This window comes from Streptomyces peucetius, assembly GCF_025854275.1.
Classification (GTDB): domain Bacteria; phylum Actinomycetota; class Actinomycetes; order Streptomycetales; family Streptomycetaceae; genus Streptomyces; species Streptomyces peucetius_A.
In genome coordinates this window covers 5,218,459-5,244,105 of sequence record NZ_CP107567.1, presented here as the reverse complement: position 1 = coordinate 5,244,105, position 25,647 = coordinate 5,218,459, and the positions used below count along the sequence as shown (strand labels likewise).

16 protein-coding genes are annotated in these 25,647 nt (G+C 72.0%); 6 read left to right on the top strand and 10 right to left on the bottom strand.

Annotation, left to right across the window (positions count from 1 at the left end; translation table 11 throughout):
* Positions 1-94: 94 nt before the first annotated feature.
* On the bottom strand, positions 95-2,326 hold the full coding sequence (locus tag OGH68_RS24250; RefSeq protein ID WP_264247075.1) for an ATP-dependent DNA helicase UvrD2: 2,232 nt from the start codon (positions 2,324-2,326) through the stop codon (positions 95-97).
* A 138-nt stretch (positions 2,327-2,464) separates the two neighbouring features.
* Here OGH68_RS24250 and OGH68_RS24245 point away from each other — a divergent pair, with 138 nt between their 5' ends.
* The gene (locus tag OGH68_RS24245; RefSeq protein WP_005312266.1) at positions 2,465-2,707 is read left to right on the top strand and encodes a mycoredoxin; all 243 of its coding nucleotides are present in this window, start codon (positions 2,465-2,467) and stop codon (positions 2,705-2,707) included.
* 92 nt (positions 2,708-2,799) lie between these two features.
* Here OGH68_RS24245 and nudC read toward each other — a convergent pair whose 3' ends face one another.
* Genes nudC through OGH68_RS24230 form a run of 3 tightly spaced genes read right to left on the bottom strand, consistent with a single transcriptional unit; the run spans position 2,800 to position 8,717 of the window.
* Positions 2,800-3,750 (bottom strand): NAD(+) diphosphatase, encoded by a 951-nt coding sequence (gene nudC, locus OGH68_RS24240; RefSeq protein ID WP_264247074.1) that lies wholly within the window; start codon positions 3,748-3,750, stop codon positions 2,800-2,802.
* 38 nt (positions 3,751-3,788) lie between these two features.
* The gene (locus OGH68_RS24235) at positions 3,789-5,186 is read right to left on the bottom strand and encodes a dipeptidase (protein WP_264247073.1); all 1,398 of its coding nucleotides are present in this window, start codon (positions 5,184-5,186) and stop codon (positions 3,789-3,791) included.
* 9 nt (positions 5,187-5,195) lie between these two features.
* Positions 5,196-8,717: a UvrD-helicase domain-containing protein gene (locus tag OGH68_RS24230; RefSeq protein ID WP_264247072.1), complete on the bottom strand. Its 3,522-nt coding sequence runs from the start codon at positions 8,715-8,717 to the stop codon at positions 5,196-5,198.
* 185 nt (positions 8,718-8,902) lie between these two features.
* Between OGH68_RS24230 and OGH68_RS24225 the strand changes: the two genes are divergently transcribed.
* On the top strand, positions 8,903-9,208 hold the full coding sequence (locus tag OGH68_RS24225) for a hypothetical protein (protein ID WP_264247071.1): 306 nt from the start codon (positions 8,903-8,905) through the stop codon (positions 9,206-9,208).
* Positions 9,209-9,444: 236 nt separating this feature from the next.
* Positions 9,445-10,770: an IS110 family transposase gene (locus tag OGH68_RS24220; RefSeq protein ID WP_264247070.1), complete on the top strand. Its 1,326-nt coding sequence runs from the start codon at positions 9,445-9,447 to the stop codon at positions 10,768-10,770.
* A gap of 123 nt (positions 10,771-10,893) precedes the next feature.
* On the opposite strand, the gene OGH68_RS24215 is transcribed toward OGH68_RS24220, so the two are convergent.
* The 3 genes from OGH68_RS24215 to OGH68_RS24205 all read right to left on the bottom strand — a co-directional run bounded on the left by OGH68_RS24215 (position 10,894) and on the right by OGH68_RS24205 (position 16,346).
* Positions 10,894-12,051 (bottom strand): MSCRAMM family adhesin SdrC, encoded by a 1,158-nt coding sequence (locus OGH68_RS24215; RefSeq protein WP_264247068.1) that lies wholly within the window; start codon positions 12,049-12,051, stop codon positions 10,894-10,896.
* A 117-nt stretch (positions 12,052-12,168) separates the two neighbouring features.
* A complete protein-coding gene (locus OGH68_RS24210; protein WP_264247067.1) occupies positions 12,169-15,828 on the bottom strand; it encodes an ATP-dependent helicase in 3,660 nt (1,219 codons plus the stop codon).
* Between the two features lie 155 nt (positions 15,829-15,983).
* Positions 15,984-16,346 (bottom strand): MGMT family protein, encoded by a 363-nt coding sequence (locus OGH68_RS24205; protein WP_319020278.1) that lies wholly within the window; start codon positions 16,344-16,346, stop codon positions 15,984-15,986.
* 215 nt (positions 16,347-16,561) lie between these two features.
* Between OGH68_RS24205 and OGH68_RS24200 the strand changes: the two genes are divergently transcribed.
* The 3 genes from OGH68_RS24200 (at position 16,562) to OGH68_RS24190 (ending at position 22,545) form a co-directional block, all read left to right on the top strand.
* Positions 16,562-19,225: a lysylphosphatidylglycerol synthase domain-containing protein gene (locus OGH68_RS24200; RefSeq protein WP_264247065.1), complete on the top strand. Its 2,664-nt coding sequence runs from the start codon at positions 16,562-16,564 to the stop codon at positions 19,223-19,225.
* Between the two features lie 127 nt (positions 19,226-19,352).
* Positions 19,353-20,909, top strand: coding sequence for an alpha/beta hydrolase (locus OGH68_RS24195; RefSeq protein WP_264247064.1), 1,557 nt, complete (start codon positions 19,353-19,355; stop codon positions 20,907-20,909).
* Between the two features lie 55 nt (positions 20,910-20,964).
* Positions 20,965-22,545 carry an alpha/beta hydrolase gene (locus tag OGH68_RS24190; protein ID WP_264247063.1) on the top strand — a complete coding sequence of 527 codons (1,581 nt, stop codon included), beginning with the start codon at positions 20,965-20,967 and terminating at the stop codon, positions 22,543-22,545.
* Between the two features lie 91 nt (positions 22,546-22,636).
* Here the strand turns inward: OGH68_RS24190 and moeZ are convergent, their stop codons facing one another.
* The 3 genes from moeZ to OGH68_RS24175 form a co-directional block, all read right to left on the bottom strand.
* Positions 22,637-23,815: an adenylyltransferase/sulfurtransferase MoeZ gene (moeZ, locus tag OGH68_RS24185; RefSeq protein WP_264247062.1), complete on the bottom strand. Its 1,179-nt coding sequence runs from the start codon at positions 23,813-23,815 to the stop codon at positions 22,637-22,639.
* A 63-nt stretch (positions 23,816-23,878) separates the two neighbouring features.
* Positions 23,879-24,640 carry a spherulation-specific family 4 protein gene (locus tag OGH68_RS24180; protein ID WP_264247061.1) on the bottom strand — a complete coding sequence of 254 codons (762 nt, stop codon included), beginning with the start codon at positions 24,638-24,640 and terminating at the stop codon, positions 23,879-23,881.
* A complete protein-coding gene (locus OGH68_RS24175) occupies positions 24,628-25,587 on the bottom strand; it encodes an NAD-dependent epimerase/dehydratase family protein (protein WP_264247060.1) in 960 nt (319 codons plus the stop codon). The genes OGH68_RS24180 and OGH68_RS24175 overlap by 13 nt, the downstream gene beginning before the upstream one ends.
* Positions 25,588-25,647: the final 60 nt, after the last annotated feature.

Sequence of the window (25,647 nt, the reverse complement as noted above, 5' to 3'; positions counted from 1 at the left end):
GAAGACAGGGCTTCGGAGAAGCCGCCGTTTCCGTGGTTAAGAACCTATGGGGCTGGCCGGGGCGCACGCAAACTATTTTCTCGACGAGTTTGTATCAGTCCTCCTCGTCGCCCCCGCCGGGCTCCTCACCTGCGCAAATGGCCAGGACGTCGACCCCGAAGCGATCCAGCTTGCGTCCCCCGACCCCGGAGATCCGGGCCAACTCGCTCTCGTCTCCGGGCACGGCCTCCGCGATCGCCATCAGCGTCTTGTCGGTGAAGACGCAGTACGCGGGCTGGCCCAGCTCCTTGGCCTGGACGGAACGCCACTCACGCAGCCGCTCGTACAGCGCCTCGTCCATGTCCGAGGGACAGTCCTCGCAGCGCATCAGCTTCATCTCGCCGGCGTCCGTGAGTGTCTTGCCGCAGACCCGGCAGAGCACCGGGCCGCGCCGCTTGCGGCGCCCGCCGCCGCGCTCGACACCGCCCGCGCCGCCCGCCGTTCGCGGTCCGGCAGCGGCAGAGCCCGGCCGGAGGCCGTTCAGGAAGCGGGTCGGACGGCGTGAGGCACGGCCGCCCGGGGCACGCGAGAGGGCCCAGGAGAGGGAGAGATGCAACCGCGCACGGGTGACTCCCACATAGAGGAGCCGGCGCTCCTCCTCCACCTGCTCGTCCGTCTTGGCGTAGGTGATCGGCATCATGCCTTCGGTGAGCCCGACGAGGAACACCGCGTCCCATTCGAGGCCCTTCGCCGAGTGCAGAGAGGCGAGTGTGACGCCCTGGACTGTGGGCGCGTGCTGCGCGGCGGCCCTCTCGTCCAGTTCGGTCACCAGATCGGCAAGGGTGGCCTGCGGCCTGGCCCGTACGAAGTCCTCGGCGAGGCGGACCAGCGCGGCCAGTGACTCCCAGCGGTCGCGCACCGCGCCGGATCCGGCGGGCGGCTCGGTCGTCCATCCCTTGGTGGACAGCACCGCCCGCACCTGGGCGGGCAGATCCTCCAGGTCGTCGAGCAGGGCGTCGTTGCCCCCGGCACGGGCGGCGCCGCGCAGGGCGATCCCGGCCTCGCGCACCTCCTGGCGCTCGAAGAAACGCTCGGCCCCGCGCAGCTGGTACGGGACGCCCGCGTCGGCCAGCGCCTGCTCGTAGACCTCGGACTGGGCGTTGATCCGGTACAGCACGGCGATCTCGCCGGCCGGGACGCCGGCGGTGATCAGGTCACGGATCCGGCGGGCGGTGCCCTCGGCCTCGGCCGGCTCGTCCGCGTACTCCACATACGCGGGCTCGGGGCCCGGCCCGCGCTGGGAGACCAGCTCCAGACGGTGCTCGGCCGCCCTGCCGCGGGCCTGACCGAGCAGGCCGTTGGCCAGGTGGACGACCTGGGGGGTCGAGCGGTAGTCGCGGACCAGCTTGACCACCGTCGCGCCGGGGTGGCGGGTGCGGAAGTTCAGCAGGTGGTCGGGGGTGGCGCCGGTGAAGGAGTAGATCGTCTGGCTGGCGTCCCCGACGACGCAGAGACTGTCCCGCTCCCCCAGCCACAGATCCAGCAGGCGCTGCTGGAGAGGGCTGACGTCCTGGTACTCGTCGACGACGAAGTGCTGGTACTGGCGGCGGACGTGGTCGGCGATGTCGTGCCGGTCCTGGAGGATGCCGACGGTGAGCAGCAGCACGTCCTCGAAGTCGATCACCGAGCGGTCGCGCTTGAGCTGCTCGTACATCGCGTAGACCTGGCTGATCTCCGCCGGGTCGCGGGGGGCGTCGCGCAGCGACTTCGCGACCACCGCCGGGTAGTCGCCGGGCACGGTCTGGGTGACCTTGGCCCACTCGATCTCGCCCGTGACGTCCCGCAGCTCGTTGCGGTCGAGGCGGATGCGGCAGCGCGCCGCGGCCTCCGCGACCAGCTGGATCTTGCGCTCGAGCAGCCGGGGCAGGTCGCCGCCGACCGCCTTGGGCCAGAAGTACTGCAGCTGACGCAGCGCGGCGGAGTGGAACGTACGCGCCTGGACGCCGCCCGCGCCCAGCTGGCGCAGCCGGCCTCTCATCTCTCCGGCGGCACGGTTGGTGAAAGTGACGGCCAGCACACTGGCGGGCTGGAGTATGCCCGCACGCACGCCGTACGCGATGCGGTGGGTGATCGCGCGCGTCTTGCCCGTGCCGGCTCCTGCCAGCACGCACACGGGTCCCTGCAGGGCGGTCGCCACTTCGCGCTGCTCGGGGTCGAGCCCGTCGAGCACGGCGTCCGCCGATTCGGGGACCTGCGGGAAAAGGGAGGAGTGCGTTGCTGCTGTCACCCCGCCATGCTGCCAGGTCGCCCGGGGCCGGTGCGGCGGTTGTCCACAGGGGTGCGTCATTCGTCGTACGGATCCGCCCGTGACCGTAGCGACGGTCACAGCGCGGTCACCGCAGGGTCGGGAATCGTCACCGGGTCACGTACGTTCTAGCCGGAGGTGATGACTCACCCCCGCCCCCTGACCTAGGAGCAGAAGACGATGCAGGGCACTGTGACGATGTACAGCACCACCTGGTGCGGATACTGCCGTCGGCTGAAGAGCCAGATGGACCGCGAGGGCATCGCGTACACCGAGATCAACATCGAGCAGGACCCTGAGTCGGCGGCCTTCGTCGAGAAGGCGAACGGCGGCAACCAGACGGTGCCGACCGTGCTCTTCCCGGACGGATCGACGCTGACCAACCCGTCGCTCGCCCAGGTCAAGCAGAAGGTCGGCGTCTAGTCCACGACCACCGCGGGCCGCCGGTCCCCGGCCGGCTGTTCCACGGCCGGCCGGTCCACGGCCGAAGGCCGCCGTACGCAGGCGGCCTCCGGTCAGAGGACGTCGCCGGGCTTCGGCAGCGGCTTGCCGTACCAGAGTTCGATGAGGCGGGCCGCGATCGAGATCCCGTAGGGAGGCAGCACCTCCCCGGACTCGAACGCGGCCCGCAGGTCTTCCCGGGAGAACCAGCGCGCCTCGTGGATCTCCTCGCCGTCGACCTCGATCCGCGACGAGGTGGCGCTGGCCATGAAGCCCAGCATCAGGCTCGACGGAAAGGGCCACGGCTGGCTGGCGACGTACTCGACCTCGCCGACGTCGACGCCCACTTCCTCGCGGACCTCCCGGCGGACCGACTGCTCGATCGACTCACCAGGCTCGACGAAGCCGGCGAGCGTCGAGAAGCGGCCCTCCGGCCAGTGCACCTGGCGGCCGAGGAGAGCACGGTCCTCGTCGTCGGTGACGAGCATGATCACGGCAGGGTCGGTCCGGGGGTAGTGCTCGGCGCCGCACGCCTGGCAGCGGCGGATGTGGCCCGCCGCGGCGATGACGGTGCGCTCGCCGCAGCGGGAGCAGAAGCGGTGGAGGCGCTGCCAGTTCTCCAGGGCGACCGCGTGCACCAGCAGCCCCGCGTCGCGCGGGGACAGCAGCAGTCCGGCCTCGCGCAGCCCGGCGGGTCTGGCCGACTGGTCCATACGGCCCGGCAGGGCGTCCTTCTGGAGCGCGAAGTAGCGCACCCCGTCCTCGTCGGTGCCGAGGAAATAGCGGTGGGTCTCCGTGACTGGTGCTTCAAAGGCCGGCGTCATGACCAGTTCGGTCCGGCCGTCGGTGGTGTCGTCGACCAGCGCCTGGCCGCCGGAGACGACGAAGACGCGGGTGGTGGGGTGACTCCACGCCGCCGCGAGCCATGCCTCGTCGAGGCGGTTGTGTGCCTCGCGGTCGATGCCGCTGGGCGCGGTGAGGCCGATCGGGCGCTCTGCGGCGTCGGCGTAGCTGTTGGTGCTCACGGTTCTTCCAACTCCCCCGGACGGGACGGTGAATGTGTTCAGCGAAGGGCTTCGGCCATGTCGCCCCACAGATGGGCGGCCGTCTCCGCGCCCTTGAGGAGCAGATCCAGCTCGACCTTCTCGTTCGGTGCGTGCCAGCCGTCGGACGGTACGGAGATGCCCAGGAAGAGCACGGGCGCCGCGAGCACGTCCTGGAGGTCGGCCGCGGGCCCTGAGCCGCCCTCGCGGGTGAAGCGGATCTTGTGGCCGTCGAAGGCCCGGCCCATGGCCCGCACGACCGACCGGAGCGCCGGGTGGTCGAGCGGTGTCAGGCACGGGCGGGTGGCGGCCCCGAAGACGATCTCGTGGCGGATGCCCGCGGGGACCCGCGCGGCGACCCAGTCGGTGACAGCCCGCTCGATCTTGTCCGGCTCCTGCCCGGCGACCAGCCGGAACGACAGCTTGAGGTGCGCCGACGACGGAATGATCGTCTTGCCGCCGGGGCCCTGGTAGCCGCCGCCGATGCCGTTCAGCTCGGCCGTCGGGCGGGCCCAGATGCGCTCCAGCGTGGAGTAGCCGTTCTCCCCGAGGGTTCCGTGGGACTGCGCGGTGCGCAGCCAGGTGTCCTCGTCGAAGGGAAGCTCGGCGAAGAGCTCGCGCTCGGCGTCGGTGAGAGGCGCGATGCCCTCGTAGAAGCCGGGGACGGTGACCTGCTCGTTCTCGTCGTGCAGCGCGGCGACCAGACGGGCGGCGACGGTCGCCGGGTTGGGCACGGCGCCACCGAACGATCCGGAATGGATGTCCTGGTCGGGGCCGTGGAGCGTGATCTCACAGTCGGCGAGGCCGCGCATGCCGGTGCAGACCGTGGGTGTGGTCTCCGACCACATGCCCGTGTCGGACACGATCACGGCGTCGGCGGCGAGGCGCTCGGCCTGTTCCTCGACGAGGGCACGGAAGTGCGTGGACCCCGATTCCTCCTCGCCCTCGATCAGCAGCTTCAGATGGACGGCGGGGGCCGTGCGGCCGGTGGCCGCGAGGTGGGCGCGCACGCCGAGCGTGTGGAAGAACACCTGGCCCTTGTCGTCGGCGGCGCCGCGGCCGTACATCCGGCCGTCGGTCAGCTGCGGCTCGAAGGGGTCGGTGTGCCAGCCGTCCTCGCGGGCGGCGGGCTGCACGTCGTGGTGGCCGTAGACGAGCACGGTGGGCGCCTCCGGATCGCCGGACGGCCACTCGGCGAACACCGCGGGGGCGCCCGGAGTGGGCCAGATCTCGGCGACCGGGAACCCGGTCTCGGTCAGCTTGGCCGCGAGCCACTCGGCGCTGCGCCGTACGTCTCCGTCGTGCTCGGGCTGTGCCGACACCGACGGGATGCGCAGCCACTCGGCGAGGTCGTCGAGGAAGGCTGCGCGGTGCTGCTGTACGTACATACGGACGGCGTTGTCCGGGGTCTCGCTCATGCTCCGAGCCTAACGGGCGACGCCGCCGGAGCGGTCGGCCGTCCCGCCCAGCAGGACGCGCTCCAGCCCGGCGCGGTCGGGAAGGCCCTCGGGGCGCACGACCTCGCCGGTCCGGACGAACACGAACGTGGCGGTCACGGCGTCGAGCGGTATCCCGTGCCGCTCGGCCCACGCGAGGCGGTAGACGGCGAGCTGGAGGGGGTCCGCGACGCCGCCCCGTGCCGTCTTCCAGTCGACGATCTCGTACGTGTCCTCCCCCGTGCGGTACACGGCGTCGATACGGCCCCGGACGACGCGCCCGGCCAGCGTGAACTGGAACGGCACCTCGACGCCGTGCGGAGTGCGCCGGGCGTACGGCGTGCGCTCGAAGGCCTCCTTGAGCGCGGCCAGGTCCTGTTCGTCCGCGATGTCGTGCTCGTGGGTGCCGCCGATGTCGTCGGCGCCGCCGGGGAGCTCGTCCGGCCCGAGCATGGGCAGCGGAAGTTCCTCGAAACGCGACTCCACCCAGGCGTGGAACCGGGTGCCTCTGCGGGCCGCGGGTTGCGGCGGGCGGGGCATGGGGCGGGCGAGCTCCTGGGCGAAGCCGTCGGGGTCGGCGGCGAGGCGGAGCAGCTGGGAGGCGGAGAGGGACGGCGGCACGAGGACGTCGCGGACGGTGGCGCGGTTGCGGCGGAGTTCGCCGACGAGGGCGTCGAGGTCGCGGTCCCAGGAGGCGATGGCGCGGCTCTCCTCGGGCGTGAGACCTGCCTCTGCTCCCGGCGGCGTGGCGGAACCTCCGCGTCCTGGGGCCGGGGGCAGGTCCGTGCGTCCCCGGGTGGCCTGGTGGGGGACGGTGGTCCCCGGGTAGTCGTCGAAGGGCGGTGCGGCGTCCTCCTCGGGCGGGGCCTCCGTCGGCCAGTCCCACTCGTCGGGCTCGGCCGGCCCCGGCTCGTGGGGGACGGCCGGCTCGTGGGGAGAGGCCGGCTCGTCGCGGTCGTCGGGCTCGTGGGGAGAGGCCGGCTCGTCGAGGGCGGGCGGCTGGTCGAGGGCGGACGGCGTGGCCGCCAGTGCTTCGAGGTGCGCCAGGACCGTGTCCGCCGCGGCACGGCGGCGGGACAGGGACACCGGGTCCAGCGGCAACGGCCACGCGTGGTCCGCGGTGGCCGCGCCGAGCGCCGGGTTCTCGGCGTCCTCCTCCGGTTCCTCCGCCCAGACCTCGATCTCGCCGTGCCCCTGCTCGCAGTGGTCGTACAGCGCCTGGAGGAACGCCGACGGACCGCGCCGCCGCTTCTGGCTGGGGCCCCACCAGTGCGCGGAACCGAGGAGGAGGGAGCGCGGACGGGTGAAGGTCACGTACCCGAGGCGGAGTTCCTCCGTGTGCTGGTGGTCCGCCATTGCCTCCTTGAAGGCCTTCAGTCCCCGCGCGTCCCACGACCCGACGTCGGGGAGCGTGTCCGCGTCTCCCCGCAGGGCGTGCGGGAGGACCCTGGACCGGGAGGTCCACGCGTCCCGCGCCTGGTCGTTCGGGAAGTGCTTGGCGACCAGCCCGGGGACGGCGACGACATCCCACTCCAGGCCCTTGGACTTGTGCGCCGTGAGCACCTTGACCGTGTTCTCCCCGCCGGGGAGGGCGTTGTCGAGGCCCTTCTCGTACTGGGCGGCGGTGCGCAGGAAGCCCAGGAAGGCCAGCAGCGTCGCCTCCCCGTCCAGCGCGGCGAAACCGGCGGCGACGTCGAGGAAGTTGGCGAGGGTCTCGCGGCGGCGCGCCGCCAGGGCGTGCGGCGAGGCGGAGAGTTCGACCTCGAGGCCGGTGGTGGAGAGCACCCGGTGCAGGACGTCCATCAGCGGGTCGGCGAGCGAGCGCCGGAGGTCGCGCAGCTCTGCCGCGAGACGCGCGAAGCGGATCCGTGCCTCGGAGGAGAAGACCAGGCCGTCGTCCTCGCCGCCGGCCGCGTCGAGGAAGGTGTCGAGGGCGTCGGCGAGCGAGACGATCTCGGCGGGGTCGGTGCCCTCCACCGCCGCGGCGAGGCGCTGGTCGGGGTCGTTGTCCGCGCCGGCGCGGTGCACGAGCAGCCGTGCCCGGCGGCCGAGGAGAGCCAGGTCGCGCGGCCCGATGCGCCACCGGGGACCGGTGAGGAGACGGACCAGTGAGGCGTTGGCCCCCGGGTCCTGCAGCACCTCGCACACCGCGACCAGGTCGGCGACCTCCGGCAGATGCAGCAGCCCGGACAGGCCGACGACCTCCACGGGGACGTCGCGGGCGACCAGGGCGCCCTGGATCTCGGGGAAGTCGCCCGCGGTACGGCACAGGACCGCGATCTCCCCGGGTGCCTTGCCGGTGCGCACCAGTTGGGCGATCGAGTCGGCGAGCCACTCGATCTCGTCGGCGTGTGTCGGCAGCAGCGCGCATCGCACGATGCCGTCCCGCTCGGCCCCGGGGGCGGGCCGCAGCGCTTCGACCCCCTCGTGCATGGCGCGCAGCGGGGTGGCGAGGCCGTTGGCGAGATGCAGGAGCCGGCCGCCGCTGCGGCGGTTCTCGCTGAGCGAGTAGCGGGTGGCGGGGCTGCCGTCGGCGTGGGGGAAGTGGACCGGGAAGTCGTCGAGGTTGGCGACGGACGCTCCGCGCCAGCCGTAGATCGCCTGGCAGGGGTCGCCGACCGCGGTGACCGGGTGGCCCGTGCCCTTCCCGAACAGACCCGAGAGCAGGAGCCGCTGGGCCACGGACGTGTCCTGGTACTCGTCGAGCAGCACCACCCGGAACTCGTCCCGCAGGATGGCGCCCACCTCCGGCCGGGTGAGCGCCAGCTCGGCGGAGAGGGCGATCTGGTCCCCGAAGTCGAGAAGGTCGCGCTCCCGTTTGGCGGCGCGGTACCGGATCGTCAGGTCGAGCAGTTCGCGGCGGGCGGCCGCGGCCTCCGGGACCTTGCGGAGGTCGGCGTTGCTCAGCCGCGCCCCCTCCAGCGTGCGGAGCAGCTCGGAGTCGTACGCCGCCAGCCGCTCGGGGGGCACCAGGTGCTCGGCGAGCTCCGCGTCGAGCGCGAGCAGGTCGCTGACGAGGGACGGGAAGGAGCGGGTGAGCGCCGGATACGGGCCAGGGGCCTCCCGCAGCACACGGGCGGCGAGCTGGTACCGGGTGGCGTCGGCGAGGAGCCGGGCGGTCGGCTCGAGTCCGATGCGCAGGCCGTGGTCGGCGAGCAGCTGTCCCGCGAAGGCGTGGTACGTGGAGATGCGCGGCTCTCCCGGAGGGTTGTCCGGGTCGATGACGTCAGGGTCCGTCACCCCGGCGCGGACGAGGGCGGTGCGGACACGCTCGGCGAGCTCGCCCGCAGCCTTGTTCGTGAACGTGAGGCCGAGGACCTGCTCCGGAGCCACCTGCCCGGTGCCCACGAGCCAGACCACCCGGGCCGCCATGACCGTCGTCTTCCCCGAACCGGCCCCGGCCACGATGACCTGCGGTGCGGGCGGCGCGGTGATGCAGGCCGTCTGCTCCGGGGTGAAGGGGATGCCGAGGAGCTCCTTGAGCTGCTCGGGGTCGGTGATACGTGCGGTCACCTCGTAGAGGCTAACGGGGACCACTGACATTGATGCTGATACTCAGGTTCCGGTGATCGTGGCCCAGCCACTGACTGACGCCCTGCTGGGCTGTCCCCGTGCTGTTCTGTCCGGCCGCCGGAACCTGTTCTCATGGCTCCGGCCGGGCGGCCAACGCAGCTCTCTACCGCATCGCCCTGGTCCGCATGTCCAGCGATCCCCGCACCCGCGACTACGTGACACGGCAGACCGCCGCCGGCCGAACGAAGAAGGAGATCATCCGGCTGCTGAAACGGGCCATCGCCCGGGAGATGTTCCGCTGCCTGACCACCACGGTCGCCGTCCCCTCGATCGCCGATCTGCGTCCCCTACGGCAATCGAAGAACATCACCCTCACCACAGCAGCCCGCCACTTCGGGGTCTGGCCCGCCACGATCTCCACCCTCGAACGAGGAACCCGCCGGGACGACGACCTCGCCAGCACCTACCGCGACTGGCTCACCGCCGCTTGACAGCCAATAGGAGTCGACCGTTCACCTGCGGTGACGCCCCGCGGGCGTGAAAATCGGTACAGGGGCTGTCCGCCGACGCCGCTTGATGTCTGGGCTGTGAGCCCGCATAGGAGTCTGGTGAGGGAGCCGTCCGAGGGGCCGCACACTGTCGCCTTGAGCACGCCGATCAGCTTCTCCGTTCCCCCTCAGGCTCCCCGGGCAGCCTCTGCCCGAACCAGTACAACAGGGGGCACGGCATGGAGGAATTGAGAGAAGACCACGACGACGGCACGGTCGCGCGGGTTGCGTCGATCGACATCGCCAAGGCATCCGGGATGGTCTGCCTGCGCGTCCCGCACGACACTATCGAGGGCCGGCGTGTCCAGCAGGTCTGGACGGTCGCCTCGACCACCAACGCGATCCTGGAGCTCGGCGACCGGCTGGTCTGCCAGGGCGTCGAGCGGGTCGTCATGGAAGCGACGGGCTCGTACTGGCGCCCGTTCTTCTACCTGCTGGAGGCCCGCGGCCTGGACTGCTGGCTCGTCAACGCGCGCGACGTGAAGAACGTCCCCGGGCGCCCGAAGACCGACAAGCTGGACGCGGTCTGGCTGGCCAAGCTCGCCGAACGCGGCATGGTCCGCGCCTCGTTCGTCCCGCCCAAGCCCGTCCGGCAGTTGCGGGACGTCACCCGCACCCGCACCGTGTTCGTCCAGGAACGCACCCGCCACAAGCACCGGGTGGACAAAGCCCTCCAGGACGCGCAGATCAAACTGTCCGACGTCGTCTCGGACCTGTTCGGCATGTCAGGGCGGGCCATGCTCGATGCCCTGGTCGCCGGCCAACGCAACCCCCGCGCCCTCGCCGACCTCGCCAAAGGCAACCTGGTAAAGAAGAAGGCGGCCCTCGCCGAGGCCCTGACCGGACAGTTCGAGGACCACCACGCCCGGCTGCTGGGGGTGCTGCTGGGCACCGTCGACCATCTCACCGCACAGATCCAGGAACTCGACCGGCTCATCGCCCACACGCTGGAGAACATCACCACCCCACACGACGACCCGGAAGTGGGACCGTCCGCCGGTGGTGTGAACGCCCGCGCCCTGGCCGAGAAGCTGGATGCCGTCCCCGGGATCGGGCCGGCCACCGCACAGATCATCCTCGCCGAGATCGGCGCGGACATGAGCCGCTTCCCCACTCCCGAACATCTGGTGTCCTGGGCGAAGTTATGCCCTCGCACGATCCAGTCCGGCGCGAAGAGCACCGCAGGCCCGGCCGGGCAGGGCAACCCCTGGCTCAAGGGCGCCCTCGGCGAGGCTGCCAACGCCGCCGCCCGCACCGACACCTTCCTCGGCGCCCGCTACCGCCGCATCGTCAAACGCCGCGGACACGCCAAGGCCCTGGTCGCCGTCGCCCGCTCGATACTCGTCATCACCTGGCACCTGATCAATGACCCGGACGCCTCCTACCAGGAGCTCGGCGCCGACTGGCACCAACGCCATCTCAATCCCGCCCGCAAGACCCGCGACCTCGTCCGCCAGCTCCAGGCCCTCGGCCACCAGGTCACCCTCCAACCCGTATCCGCCTGAGAGAGCCCGCCCCGACATCCGGTCCGCAAGCGGCCCGGATGCTGCCGCCTGCCCTCCCGAACCTCGATTTTCCGATCAGCATCAGCGGTGGTCCCCATGTCTCCCGATATGCCCGGAAGCCGCCTAGGAAGCGGTCTCGCTGTCCGCGGAGGTCCCGGCGCCCGATCCGGTGTCGGTACCGGTGTCACCCGGCTCTGTGTCACCGCCGGACTCGACATCGCCCCCGGACTCGGCGTCGGCGCCCGTTCCGGAGTCGCTGCCGGTGTCTGGGTCAACGTCCGCCCCGGTCCCGTACCCGGCATCGTTCCCGGAGTCCGTTTCGGAATCGGTTTCGGAGTCGGTCCCGGAGCCTGTCCCCCCGTCCGTACCGGCCCCGAGGCCGATGTCCGGCCCGGTGCCGGACTCCCCGTCCGTGCCGCTCCGGTCGCCCGACTGTTCCCCGGTGTGCGTCTCGCCCGCCTCGAACCCGAGGCCGTCGCGCCCGGTCAGGCTGTCCAGGTCGACGACCTCGTCCGCCGGCGGTGCCTCGACCTGGACCGGCTTGCCGTAGCCGGAGAGGACGATCGTGCCGGTCTCGTCGCCACCCGCCCTGACGATCTTGAGGACATGGGGCTTGCCCTCCTTGGCGACATGGACGGTCGTGGTCGTGCCCTGCTGCCTCTTCACGAGGGTCACCGTCGGTACGCCGTCGACCTTCGCGTCCGGGCCCTTCGTCATCCGCTTCCGGTCCGCCTCGTCCACGTCCATCCGGGCGAACATCGCCTTGAGGTCGCAGAGGCGGTCCATGTCCTTGATGCTCCCCGCGGGCATCTTGATCCAGCGGCCCGTCATGAGCTCCACGACGGCGTCGTTGCCGGACCCGTCGGGCGAGGCGGAGGAACGCTCCTGCAACGAGGCACTCCAGAACTGCCTGTCGCCCTTCAGGTACATCGTCTCGGCCACCTGGCGCAGCTCGGCCCTGCCTCCCTTGACGCCGAGCCGGCCGGTGCAGTTCTGGGCGGAGTCCAGGGCGAGGTCGACGGAGAACGGCTCACCGTCCTTCTCGATCCGGCCCGCCATGGTCAGCGATCCGGCGGCCTTCGTGGCCTCGACCGCCCTGTCGGCGATCTGCCCGGCGTTCAGACCCTCCAGCGAACCGCCGCTCGTCGCGGCCACCGGATCGTTCCGGTCCCCGGAGGCCCCCTTGGCCTTGATGTCGCCGTCCTGGGAGCAACCCGCCAGCACGACGATGGCACTCGCGCAGGCCATCGCCGTGGCCAGGGACTTCCGCTTGGCCGTCATGTTGTCTCTCCTCGCAGATCCGCATGGTCCCCGGCCGTCGGCCGTCGGCGACCGGGCCGGACTCCATTGGATCGGGGCGAATGTGACGCCGCGTGACAAACACACCGGCCGTTCGGCTCATTCGACTATTTGGCGGCCCTCCGGCTGCGCGCTGCAGGAGGCGCGGAAGGTGCAGTGCGCACAGTGCTGGCCGGTGGAGGGAGTGAAGCGCTCGTCGAGCACGCGGCCGGCCGCGGTGGCGAGCAGGTCGCCCACCCACTCGCCCGCGAGCGCCTCCTGGGCCTGCACCTTGGGCAGGGCCTCGCCGCCCTCCTTCTTGGCGGCCGGCTGACGCAGCTGCACGAGCTCGGCGCCGCCCGGCTCGGGCCGGCCGCCGAAGACCTCGTCGACCGCGCCCTCGCGGACGGCGATCTGGTAGACGGCGAGCTGCGGATGGCGGGCGACCTCGTCCTTCGTGGGCGCCTGCTTGCCCGTCTTGAAGTCGACGACGTACGCGCGGCCCTGCTCGTCCTTCTCCACGCGGTCCATGGACCCCCGGATACGCACCTCGAACTCGCCCGCGGCCAGGGTCACGTCGAAGTCGTGCTCCGTCGCGGCGGAGGTGCGCCCGCCGCGGTCCGTGACGTGCCAGCGCAGAAAACGTTCGAGCGCGACCCGCGCGTGCTCCTTCTCCTGCTGCGACTTCCACGGGGCGTCGAAGACCAGCGCGTCCCACACCGAGTCGAGACGCTCCATGAGGACGGCGAGATCGGCGGGGGTACGGCCGGAGGCGACCTCGTCGGCGAGTACGTGCACGACGTTGCCGAAGCCCTGGGCGGCGGTCGCCGGCGCGTCCGCCTTCACCTCACGGCCGAGGAACCACTGGAGAGCGCAGCTGTTCGCCAGCTGGTCCAGCGCGCTGCCCGAGAGGGTGACCGGCCGGTCCCGGTCCCGCAGCGGTTTCGCGCTGTGCGTGGCGTCGTACAGGCCCCACCAGCGGTAGGGGTGGGCGGCCGGCACGAGCGGCCGGCCCTCCTCGTCCGTCAGGGCGGCGAGGCGGGCGAGCCGGCGGGCGGCGGCCTCCCGCAACGCGGGCGAGGCCGCCGGGTCGACGGTGGTCGCACGGAGCTCCGCGACGAGCGGGGCGACGGCGAGTGGACGGCGCGGACGGCCCGTGACGTCGCGCGGCTCCACGCCGAGCTCGGCCAGGAAACGGGACGGCTGATCGCCGTCGTCCGCCGGGGCCTTGACCGCCGTGACGACAAGCCGGTCGCGGGCGCGGGTGGCCGCCACGTAGAAGAGCCGGCGCTCCTCGGCCAGCAGCGCACCGGGGGTGAGCGGCTCCGCGAGACCGTCCCGGCCGATGCGGTCGGCCTCCAGGAGGGAGCCTCTGCGACGGAGGTCGGGCCACAGGCCCTCCTGCACCCCCGCGACGACGACCAGGCTCCACTCCAGGCCCTTGGAACGGTGGGCCGTCATCAGCCGTACGGCGTCCGGCCGGGCCTCGCGCCCGGAGAGCGTGTCGGCGGCGATGTCCTGGGCCTCGAGCTCCTCGATGAAGTTGAGGGCGCCACGGCCGCCGGTGCGTTCCTCGGCACGGGCGGCGGTCTCGAAGAGGGCGCAGACGGCGTCCAGGTCCCGGTCCGCGTTACGGCCGGCCGCACCGCCGCGGAACGCGGCACGTTCCAGGCGGCCGGGCCAGGGGGTGCCGTCCCACAGCAGCCACAAGGCCTCCTCGGCCGTGCCGCCGCCCTCGAGCAGCTCACGCGCCTTGCGCAGCAGCGCACCGAGCCGCTGGGCGCCGCGCGCGTACGCGGGGTCGTGCGCGACGAGACGCTCGGGCTCCGCGAGGGCGCGGGCGAGCAGCCGGTCGGACGGCGGCGGCAGCGGGTTGCCCCCGGCCCGCTCCTCGTCCCGGAGGGCCCGGCCGAGGCGGCGGAGGTCGGCGGTGTCCATGCCGCCCAGCGGGGAGGTGAGAAGGGTGATCGCGGTCTCGGTGTCTATCCAGACCTCGTCCGCGTCAGGACTGCCGGCCGCATCGGCCGCATCACCACCGGACGGCGCCTCCGTGACGCCGGGCGCCGGGACCGCCCGGCGCTCGGTCTCCCCAGCCCCGTCGCACGACGGGGTCGCCGCGTCCGCCACGACGTCCGCTGTCGCGACAACATCGTCCGCGTCCGCCGCACCTGCCACGCCGTCAGCGCTCGCGGCTCCCGCCACAGCGTCCGCAGCCCTCGCTCCTGCCACACCGTTCGCGCCCGCCGAATCGGCCCCACCGGGCAGCGCCGCGCGGGGCTCCGCGCCCGCCGAACCAGTCCCGCCGGGCAGCACCGCGCCGGCCTCCGCGGCCGGTCCCGCCAGGCCGCCGCCGGGCCCCGCCCCCGCCGCGCGCCCCGACGCGGCCGTCGCCACCGTGCGCAGGGCGGTCAGCAGCGGCGCCACCGCCGGTTCGTGGCGGAGGGCGACGTCGTCGCCGTCGACCTCGAGGGGGACGCCCGCCGACGTCAGGGCGCGCCGGATCGACGGAATCGTGCGGCCGCCGGCGCGGACGAGGACCGCCATCTCGTGCCACGGGACGCCCTCCTCGAGGTGGGCGCGGCGCAGGATGTCCGCGACGTTGTCGAGTTCCGCCGAGGCCGTGGGACAGGTGTACGCCTCGATGCGGCCGCCCTCGCGGGCGGCCGACAGTTCGCGGTGGGCGCGCACCTTGTCGGACGGCAGCCGCGTCAACGGCATCCGGCGGGTCAGCAGACGGGTCGCCTCCAGCAGCACGTCCCCGCTGCGCCGGGAGGTGGTGAGCACCGCGACGTCCGCGGGCCTGCCGCCGGCCCGCGGGAAGGCGTCGGGGAAGTCGAGGATGCCGTTCACGTCCGCGCCGCGGAACGCGTAGATCGACTGGTCCGGGTCGCCGAAGGCGACCAGAGTCCGGCCGCCGCCCGCGAGCGCCCTCAGCAGCCTCACCTGGGCCGGGTCGGTGTCCTGGTACTCGTCCACGAACACCGCGTCGTACGACGGGAGGGGCGCCTCCTCGGCCAGCAGCACCGCCCGGTGCACCAGCTCCGCGTAGTCGATCACGCCCTGGAGGTCGAGGACGTCCAGGTACTCGGCGAGGAACGACGCGGCGGCCGCCCAGTCGGGCCGCCCGGTGCGGGCCGCGAAGCGGGCGAGGGAGTCGGGGCCGAGGCCCAGCTCCCGGCTCCGGGCGAGCACGGCCCGCACCTCGTCGGCGAAGCCGCGGGTGGTCAGGCAGGCCCGCAGTTCGTCGGGCCATCGCACGCCGCCGGGCAGGCCGATCTGGCCGGCCAGCAGGTCGCGGACGGCGACGTCCTGCTCGGGGCCGGACAGCAGCCGCAACGGCTCCGAGAACAGATCGGCGTCCTGGTTGGCGCGGACCAGCGCGTAACAGAAGGAGTGGAACGTCGTCGCCTGCGGGCCGCGTGTGCCGCCCAGCCGCAGCGCCATCCGGTCGCGCAGCTCCACCGCCGCCTTGCGGCTGAAGGTGAGGACGAGGATGCGTGACGGGTCCACGCCTTGGGCGATGCGCGCGGCGACGGCCTCGACGAGCGTGGTCGTCTTGCCCGTGCCCGGCCCGGCGAGGACCAGCAGCGGCCCTTCTCCATGGTCAACCACAGCGCGCTGAGCTGCGTCCAGGAGAGGGGGAACCACCGGACCCGGAGGGGTCCGCACCAGCCGGTAAGCGCCCGGTGTCCCCTCCCTGCGGCCTGGCGGGCGCGGAGGAACCCCCTGCCGTACCTGCTGTGGGTACGGCGTACGCCCGGTGGTGGAGGAGGAGCTCACGTGGATCGCCGGTCCTGGGTCTGCTGGTGGTGAGACTGCGCTGCGTGCCGCGCGCCGAAGACGCTACGCCAGCCGTCCGTGTGCGGGCGGCGGGGTCGTCCCGTCCCTCGGACGGTCTTCGCACTCCCCGTACGGTCGCCGCTTGGCGGAAGCTGTCATATGTGAGCTTCGTCGCTGTGCGCCGCCCCGACGCCGTCCCACCGTGCGCGTCTCATGTCGAGACGCGGCAGATGGCCCTGTGCGGCGCGGGACGCTCCGCGCAGCGGAGTCCCTTCCTCGCGGTACCGCTCCAGGGCGCGCAGCTCGTGGCCCGGGAGCAGGACCCCGTCGGAGCGCACGACCCGCCACCAGGGCACGCCGCCGCCGTACAGCGCCATGACCCGGCCGACCTGGCGGGGCCCCGCCTCTCCGAGCCACTCCGCGACGTCGCCGTAGGTCATGACCCGGCCCGGCGGGATCAGCTCGGCGACCTCCAGAACCCGCTCGGCGTACTCAGGCAGCTCGTCCATCCGACCCATCCTGCCGTACGGCACCGACAGTGCCGTGGTCCCGAGCGCCCCGGCGGCCGGAGGGCGAATCGGCACAGGGGCGGCAAAGAGGTGTACCGTACGCGCCTCGAACCCCCGCATTGCACCCTGATGCCCCCCTCTGTCGGCCGGTCGTGCCACCATCATGCGGGCGGTGACTGGTGATACGAGATCAAGAAGAGACCGAGACGGCGAAGGATCAGGGCGTGAAGCCTTCGAAGGCAGCAGGCACCCCTGGCTCGGAGCCGCACCCGGAAACACCGGCCCCGGGCGGGGAGACGGAAGTCGCCCACGCGGACCGGCTCTCCGGGGACGAGCCGCTGCTCGCCGCTCGTGTGCACCGCCCGTCGGACCTGATGCGGCTGCTGATCGGCATCCTCGCGATCGCGGTCGTCCTGGCCGTCGCGGCGTTCGCCCAGGGCACCACGACGGGCCTCGAACAGGACATCAACAAGGGCACCGGCCAGGCCCCCGACCTGCTGGTCAAGATCGCCGGACTGGCGTCCAGCATCGCCGTCCTCCTGGTCCCCGTCGCTTTCGCCATCGAACGGCTGGTCAAACGTGACGGGCTGCGGATCGCGGACGGCGTGCTCGCCGCGGTCCTCGCCCACGGGGTCACCCTGGCCACCGACCTGTGGGTGTCCAAGAGCGCCCCGGGGTCTCTCCAGGACGCCCTGACCCAGCAGCAGACCAGTGGCGAGCTGACCGATCCGGTGCACGGATATCTCGCGCCGGTCATCGCGTACATGACGGCCGTGGGCATGGCCCGCAGACCACGCTGGCGCGTCGTGCTGTGGATGGTGCTGATGCTCGACGCCTTCGCGATGCTGGTGGCCGGCTACACCACCCCCTTCTCCGTGCTGCTGACGGTGCTGCTCGGCTGGACCGTCGCGTACGGCACCCTGTACGCCGTCGGCTCGCCGAACGTCCGGCCCACCGGCCAGAACCTGCTCGCCGGTCTGCGCCACGTCGGCTTCCGCCCGGTGACCGCCATGCGCGCCGAGGACGACGTCCCGGAGAACGCGGACCAGGACCGCGGCCGCCGCTATCTGGTGTCCCTCGAGGACGGCCCGCCGCTCGACGTCACCGTCGTCGACCGCGAACAGCAGGCGCAGGGCTTCTTCTACCGGGTGTGGCGCCGGCTGACGCTGCGTTCCATCACCACCCGCCGCTCCATCCAGTCGCTGCGCCAGGCGCTGGAGCAGGAGGCGCTGCTGGCGTACGCCGCGATCGCCGCAGGCGCCAACGCCCCCAAGCTGATCGCCACCTCCGAGCTCGGCCCCGACGCCGTGATGCTCGTGTACGAGCACTCCGGCGGCCGTTCCCTCGACTCCCTGAGCGACGCCGAGATCACCGACGACGTGGTGCGCGGCGCCTGGCGGCAGGTGAAGGCGCTCCAGTCGCGCCGCATCGCGCACCGCCGGCTGGCCGGTGACGCGATCCTGGTGGGCCCGGGCGGCCATGTGATCCTCACGGACCTGCGCGGCGGCGAGATCGCCGCCGGCGACATGGTGCTGCGGATGGACATCGCCCAGCTGCTGACCACCCTCGGGCTGCGGGTGGGCGCCGGCCGCGCGGTGACCGCGGCGGTCGACGTGCTCGGCCCGGACAAGGTCGCCGACTGTCTGCCGCTGCTCCAGCCGATCGCGCTGAGCCGCTCGACCAGGGCAACCCTGCGCCAGCAGGCGCGCGAGCGGGCGCACCGTGAGCGCGAGGCGGTGCTGGAGGCGTCGGAGTCCGCGAAGCGCGCCCGTACCGGGGAGCCGGCGGCCGACGACCGCAAGGCGGCCAGAAAGGTGGAGCGCGCGGAGAAGCAGGCCGACAAGCGGGCCATGGACGAGGCGATGGAGGAGGTGCGCGAGGAGGATCTGCTCTCCCAGATCCGTCGGCAGGTGCTGCTGATCAGGCCGCAGGCGCCGGTCGAGCCGGTCCGTCTGGAGCGGATCAGGCCCCGCACGCTCGTCAGTTTCATCGCGGGCGCCGTCGCTGCCTACTTCCTGCTGTCGCAGATCGCCGGGATCGACTTCGGCACCGTGTTCGCCAACGCGCACTGGGGCTGGGTGGCTGCCGCCGCCCTGTTCTCCGCGCTCAGCTACTTCGCCGCCGCGATGAGCCTGCTGGGGTTCGTCCCGGAGCGGGTCGGGTTCCTGCGGACCGTGATGGCGCAGGTCGCCGGATCGTTCGTCAAGATCGTCGCACCGGCGGCGGTCGGCGGTGTCGCCCTGAACACCCGGTTCCTGCAGCGCTCGGGGGTCCGGCCGGGCCTGGCGGTCGCGAGTGTCGGCGCGTCGCAGCTCTTCGGTCTCGGTGCCCACATCCTGCTGCTGCTGTCGTTCGGTTATCTCACCGGTACGGAGAAGACGGCGTCGCTCACCCCGTCCAGGACCGTGATCGCCGGTCTGCTGACGGTGGCCGTGCTGGTGCTGGTGGTGACGGCGATCCCGTTCCTGCGGAAGTTCGTCTCCACCCGGCTGAGGTCCCTGTTCGCCGGGGTGGTGCCGCGGATGCTCGACGTGCTGCAGCGGCCGCTGAAGCTGCTCACCGGCATCGGCGGGATGCTGCTGCTGACGGCGGTGTTCGTGCTGTGCCTGGACGCGTCGGTCCGGGCCTTCGACGGCGGCAACCAGCCGGTGAGCTACGCCAGCATCGCCGTGGTGTTCCTCGCGGGCAACGCACTGGGTTCCGCCGCGCCGACACCCGGCGGTGTCGGCGCCGTCGAGGGTGCGCTGCTGGGCGGTCTGGTGCTGGTGGGCGTACCGAAGGAGGTCGCCGCACCGGCGGTGCTGCTGTACCGGACGATGACTCTGTGGCTGCCGGTCATGCCGGGCTGGTTCGCGTTCACGCACCTCACCCGCAAGGGCTCCCTCTGACACCTCTGAAGGAACGTCCCGCCCCGGGCCTCACCCGTACGGCGCAGCGCACGGGCCGGACACCCGCATGGGGGCCGGGGGTCGTCCAGCCCGTGCGGGGCCCGGCGAGGCGGCGCACGATGGCTGCATGCCGAAGTTCTCCACCGCGGCGCGCACGGCGGCCGCCGCCACAGTGACAGCCGTACTGCTGGCCGCGGCCGGCTGCTCCGACGGGGGGAACGGCGACGAGGACCGGCCGCAGGACCTCGCCGCCCAGCAGCTGGAGTGGCGCCCGTGCCCCGCCCCCTCGGAAGCGCAGGGCGGCGGGCCGTCGCCGTCGCCGCTGCCCGGCGGCACGGGGTGGGAGTGCTCGTTCATGGACGTCCCGCTCGACTACGGCAAGCCCGACGGCGAGACCATCGAGCTGGCGCTGATCCGGGCACCGGCGCGTGACCAGGAGAACCGCATCGGCTCTCTCGTCTTCAACTTCGGCGGACCGGGCGCCTCCGGCGTGCACACGCTGCCGTCTCTCGCCACCGAGTACGACGATCTGCGGGGCCGCTACGACCTGGTGAGCTTCGATCCGCGCGGCGTGGGCCGTAGCGTGCCCGTGGAGTGCCTCGACGACAGGGAGCTCGACCAGCTGGCCACCGAGGACCCGACGCCGGACGACCCCGCCGAGGAGAAGGAGTTCCTGGAGGGGATCGAGAGGTTCACCGACGCCTGCGAGGAGAACTCGGGCGACGAACTGCCGTACGTGGGCACCATCAACGCCGCTCGGGACCTGGATCTGATGCGCCAGGTTCTCGGCGACGAGAGGCTGTACTACTTCGGCATCTCGTACGGCACCGAACTGGGCGGCGTCTACGCCCACCTGTATCCGAAGAACGTCGGGCGGGCCGTGTTCGACGCCGTCGTCGACCCGACGCTGACCACCGTCCAGGGCGCTCTGGGCCAGGTCAGGGGCTTCCAGCTGGCTCTCACCAACTTCGCGGAGGACTGCCTGGACCGCGGCGACGACTGCCGGCTTCCCGGTTCGTCGGTGCAGGAGATCGAGGACTGGATCATCGGCTTCCTCGCCCGGCTCGACAAGAAGCCGATCCAGGGCATCGGAGAGCGGATGCTCACGGAGGGCCAGGCGGCGAACGGCATCATCCAGGCCCTGTACTCGCAGGAGTACTGGAAGTTGCTGGAACAGGCCCTCGACGAGGCCGACGGCGGCAACGGGGGCCTGCTGATGGCTTTCTCCGACGCGCTGAACGGCCGCTCCGAGAACGGGACGTACAGCAACATGCAGGCGGCGGGGACAGCGATCGGCTGTGTCGACACCAAGGCCCGCTACACGGTGGACGAGGCCGAGGCCATGGTGCCCGAGTTCCGCAAGGCCTCCCCGGTCTTCGGCGAGTACCTCGCCTGGGGGCAGGCGAGCTGCACCGACTGGCCGGTGCCCGGCACCTGGGTGCACCCGGACGTCTCCGCGCCCGGCGCGGCGCCCATCGTGCTGGTCGGCAACACCGGCGACCCGGCGACGCCCTACAAGGGCACGCAGGCGATGGCGCGGGCCCTGGGCGAGGGAGTGGCGGTCACGGTCACGTACGAGGGCGAGGGCCACGGCTCGTACAGCAGCAGCGCGTGCGTCCGGAAGGCCGTGAACACCTACCTGCTGGACGGCAGGCCGCCGTCCGACGGCACGGTGTGCAGGTAGTCGCACCGGGCGACCTAGGATGTCGAACCTGTCTTCGAAAGCCATGGGGGGCGTCATGAGACATCGGGTACGGGCAGGGGCGCTGGCCGCCGCCGCGCTGCTGGCGGCGGGCACCGTCGCCGGGTGCGACAACGCCGAGGACGCGGCGGCCGACGGCAGGAGCGCGCCGTCCGTCTCCGCCGCGCAGCCGTCACCCGGTGGTGAACCGCAGGGGACGGTTCCCGCGGCACTGACCGGCCAGAAGCTGGACTGGAAGGGCTGCGAGGCGCCGGTCGAGGCCCTCGGCAGCAACGCGGAGAAGCCCGGCAAGCAGTGGCAGTGCGCCACGCTCGAGGCGCCCCTCGACTACAAGGACCCGGACGGCGGGACGATCGGCATCGCGCTGATCCGCGCGAAGGCCCTGCAGCCGGAGCGGCGGATCGGTTCGCTGCTGTTCAACTTCGGCGGTCCCGGCGGCTCCGGAGTGGCCACCCTTCCCTACGCCGCCGAGGACTACGGGAACCTGAACAAGCGCTACGACCTGGTCGGCTTCGATCCGCGCGGCGTGGCGCGGAGCTCGGGGGTCACCTGCCGCGACGACGCCGAGACGGAGAAGTCGCTGGCGGTCGACCCGACACCGGACGACGCGGCGGAGGAGAAGGCGTATCTGGCCGACGCGGCGGACTTCGGCGCGGACTGCGCCGAGCGTTCGGGCAAGCTGCTGCCGCACGTCGGCACCCTCGATGCCGCCCGCGACATGGACCTGATGCGCCAGGTCCTCGGCGACAGGAAGCTCCACTATGTCGGCTTCTCCTACGGAACCGAGCTCGGCGGGGTCTACGCCCACCTCTTCCCGCGGAACGTCGGGCGGCTCGTCCTGGACGCCGTCGTCGACTCGACCGCCGACGAGGTGGCGCACGCACGCAACCAGGTCCTCGGCTTCCAGCGGGCACTGGAGAACTACTTCAAGAGCCGCGGGGTGGGAGCCGAGGAGGGCACGGCGCGCGTCGTGAAGCTCCTGAAGGAGCTGGACCGGCAGCCGCTGCCCACGCAGGACGGCAGGAAGCTGACCGAGGGCCTGGCGACGATCGGGATCATCACCCCGCTCTACTCCCACGACGACTGGAAGTACCTGACCATCGGCCTGGAGGCCGCGGAGCGGGGTGACGGCAGCGTGCTGCTGGCCCTGGCGGACTCCTACCACCAGCGTGACAGTGAAGGGCACTACCCCGGCCAGAACGAGTCGCATGCCGCGATCACCTGCGCGGACACCGCGGTCGAGAAGCCCACGGCCGGGGAGCAGGCACGCCACGTCGCGGACTTCAGCCGGATCTCCCCCGTGTTCGGCCCGGCCCTCGCCTGGGGGCTGTCCGCCGGGTGCGCCGACTGGCCGGTCAAGGGTGCGGCCACGACCCCGGACGTCTCCGCGAAGGGCGCGGCGCCGATCCTGGTGATCGGCACGACGGGCGACCCGGCGACGCCGTACGAGGGCGCCCGGAAGACGGCCGACGAGCTGGGCAAGGGCGTGGGGGTGCTGGTGACCAACAAGGGCGAGGGCCACGGCGCGTACGGCAACGGGACCTGTGTGACCGAGGTCGTGAACGCCTATCTGCTGGAGGGCACGGTGCCGGAGGACGGCACGACCTGCTCCTCCTGAAACACCTCCTGAAATCCGGAAGGGCCCCGTACCGCTTGCGGCAGTACGGGGCCCTTCCGAATTTCGCGCGATCAGCAGATCGGCTCCTCGATCAGTAGATCGGCTTCTCCGGCTCGATCTGGTTGACCCAGCCGATGACGCCGCCACCGACGTGCACGGCGTCGGCGAAGCCCGCCGACTTCAGCACGGCGAGGACTTCCGCACTGCGGACACCCGTCTTGCAATGCAGGACGATCTTCTTGTCCTGCGGGAGGTCCTGCAGCGCGGTACCCATGAGGAACTCGTTCTTCGGGACCAGCCGCGCACCCGGAATCGAGACGATCTCGTACTCGTTGACCTCGCGGACATCGATGATGTCGATGTTCTCGCCGTCGTCGATCCACTCCTTGAGCTGCTTCGGAGTGATCGTCGCACCGGCCGCCGCCTCCTGGGCCTCCTCGGAGACAACACCGCAGAAGGCCTCGTAGTCGATGAGCTCGGTGACGGTCGGGTTCTCGCCGCAGACCGCGCAGTCCGGGTCCTTGCGGACCTTGACCTGGCGGTACTGCATCTCGAGGGCGTCGTAGATCATCAGCCGGCCGACCAGCGGCTCACCGATGCCGGCGAGCAGTTTGATGGCCTCGTTGACCTGGATCGAACCGATCGAGGCGCAGAGCACGCCCAGCACGCCGCCCTCGGCGCAGCTCGGGACCATGCCCGGCGGCGGGGGCTCCGGGTAGAGGCAGCGGTAGCAGGGACCGTGCTCGGACCAGAAGACGGACGCCTGGCCGTCGAAGCGGTAGATCGAACCCCAGACGTACGGCTTGTTCAGCAGCACGCACGCGTCGTTGACCAGGTAACGCGTCGCGAAGTTGTCCGTGCCGTCGACGATCAGGTCGTACTGGCTGAAGATCTCCATCACGTTGTCGGCCTCGAGCCGCTCTTCGTGGAGGATCACGTTCACGTACGGGTTGATGCCCTTGACGCTGTCGCGGGCGGACTCGGCCTTGGAGCGGCCGATGTCGGACTGGCTGTGGATGATCTGACGCTGCAGGTTCGACTCGTCGACCTCGTCGAACTCCACGATGCCGAGCGTGCCGACACCGGCGGCCGCCAGGTACATCAGGGCCGGCGAACCGAGGCCGCCCGCGCCCACGGCGAGCACACGAGCGTTCTTCAGCCGCTTCTGCCCGTCCATCCCGACATCCGGGATGATCAGGTGGCGGGAGTACCTGCGGACCTCGTCTACGGTGAGCTCGGCAGCCGGCTCGACCAGGGGTGGCAGCGACACGGGGGCTCCGTTGGTCGGTATGTCAGTACGGTTGTTCTCTCCGTAACACTGCCACGGCCCTTCTCATTCCGAGACACCACGTCCGATCCGCGAGACGATTTCGTCCCAGTAACCGGGCAGTGTCTCGAATGGACCGATCTGACCTTTTCCGTCACGGTGTCCGCCCCGGTCGGTGAAGAAGATCGTTCCCGCTCCCTGCCAGCGCGCGATGCGGGTGGCTTCTTCCAGGTGCGTGCGCGGAACGCCGTGCACGAAGTGCACGAATCGTTCCGGCGGGTACTCAGCGGTCCACTCCGCCACCTGTGACCAGCGGTATTCCGCCCAGGGGCCGGAGAAGGTGACGAGCTGGTCCGCCGCCTCCGCATAGCCCGGATACGGGTGTGAACCATGCCCGAGCACCAGGTGCCCGCCGTCCAGAACCGCGTCCAGCGTGGCCGTCGTCCGCCGCACCTGGGCCAGGTCGGCCCGCTCCGTGGGACAGCGGTCCAGCAGGAAGCCGTCGGCTTTGTACCAGTCGACGAAGTGCTGGGCGTCACGGACGAGATCACCGAAGGCACGGGACCCGTGGGCCATGTCGAGGTGCCCCAGGACACGCACCCCCGCGTTGCGCAGCAGGCCGGCGGCCTCCAGGCAGTGCGGGTCGGGCAGTTCGCCCGGTCCTTTCGCGACATTGAGCACGACCCAGTGCAGCGGCGTCCCCGGCCGGGTCAGCTCGGCCCATTCGACCGGGGCGAGCAGCGGATGGGCGTACCCGGGGACGCCGAAGCCGAGCCTCTCCGCGCCCGTGGCGGAGAGCTGTGTGTCCGTGGTGGTCAGATGCGGCATGCCGCCTCCATCCAGATGTCGGCGAGGGACTCCTCGAGGTTGATACGGGGCCGCCAGCCGAGCCGGTCGCGCGCGGTGCGCACATCGGCCTGCTGCCAGCTCCCGCACCCGTCCGGGTACGGGGAAGGTGTGGCGGCGAGATGCTCGACGATCGACTCGGAGCGCGGGCTGCCGATGACCGGGCGGCCCGGCGGCGCGTCCAGTTCGTGCAGCGCCCCCGCGTAACCGGCGACCCTGGCGAGGGTGGCCGCCGCGTCCCTCAGCTTCACCGCCCGCCCGGTGCCGATGTTGACCACGCCCTGCGCCGCGGAGAGCGAGGCGGCGTGCACGGCGCGCGCCACGTCGCGCACGTCGACGAAGTCGCGCTGCACGCCGAGTCCGCTGAGCTTGAGCTCGCCGTCGCCGGACTGCATGGCCCGCCGCATGGCCTCCGCGAGCCGACCGAGCGGGGAGCCGGCCGGGGTGCCGGGGCCGACGGGTGAGAACACGCGCAGGACCACGGCGTCCAGGCCGGAACCGAGCACCAGCTCGGTGGCGGCCAGCTTGCTCACCCCGTACGGGCCGCCGGGGCGCGGGACCGCGTCCTCCGCCGTCGACGAGCCCTGTTGCGAGGGCCCGTACTCGGACGCACAGCCGATCTGGACCAGCCGGGCGCCGCAGCCGCTGCGGCGCAGCGCCTCGCAGACGGTCGCGACGGCCACCGTGTTGTGCCTGGTCAGTTCGCGGGCGCCGCCGCGGGTGGCACCCGCGCAGTTGATGACGACACCGGGGTGGACCGCCCCCAGGAAGCGGGTGAGCGCTCCCGGGCTGCCGCCGGAGAGGTCGAAGCGGACATCGGCGTCGTCGCCGCGGCCCAGGGCCGTGAGGTGCACGGCCGGATCGGCGAGCAGCCGGTCGGCGACGAAACGGCCGAGGAATCCATTGGCACCGAGCAGGAGCACCCTCATCGCGCGGCTCCTCGGGGCCGACGGGCCGGAGCTGGGTGTTGCGGGGTCATTCGCTTTCTC

Coding starts and splice junctions, on each gene's coding strand:
- OGH68_RS24250 (WP_264247075.1), bottom strand. CDS start 2,326: ATGACGCACCCCTGTGGACAACCGCCGCACCGGCCCCGGGCGACCTGG.
- OGH68_RS24245 (WP_005312266.1), top strand. CDS start 2,465: ATGCAGGGCACTGTGACGATGTACAGCACCACCTGGTGCGGATACTGC.
- OGH68_RS24235 (WP_264247073.1), bottom strand. CDS start 5,186: ATGAGCGAGACCCCGGACAACGCCGTCCGTATGTACGTACAGCAGCAC.
- OGH68_RS24225 (WP_264247071.1), top strand. CDS start 8,903: ATGTCCAGCGATCCCCGCACCCGCGACTACGTGACACGGCAGACCGCC.
- OGH68_RS24220 (WP_264247070.1), top strand. CDS start 9,445: ATGGAGGAATTGAGAGAAGACCACGACGACGGCACGGTCGCGCGGGTT.
- OGH68_RS24215 (WP_264247068.1), bottom strand. CDS start 12,051: ATGACGGCCAAGCGGAAGTCCCTGGCCACGGCGATGGCCTGCGCGAGT.
- OGH68_RS24205 (WP_319020278.1), bottom strand. CDS start 16,346: ATGGGTCGGATGGACGAGCTGCCTGAGTACGCCGAGCGGGTTCTGGAG.
- OGH68_RS24195 (WP_264247064.1), top strand. CDS start 19,353: ATGCCGAAGTTCTCCACCGCGGCGCGCACGGCGGCCGCCGCCACAGTG.
- OGH68_RS24190 (WP_264247063.1), top strand. CDS start 20,965: ATGAGACATCGGGTACGGGCAGGGGCGCTGGCCGCCGCCGCGCTGCTG.
- OGH68_RS24180 (WP_264247061.1), bottom strand. CDS start 24,640: ATGCCGCATCTGACCACCACGGACACACAGCTCTCCGCCACGGGCGCG.
- OGH68_RS24175 (WP_264247060.1), bottom strand. CDS start 25,587: ATGAGGGTGCTCCTGCTCGGTGCCAATGGATTCCTCGGCCGTTTCGTC.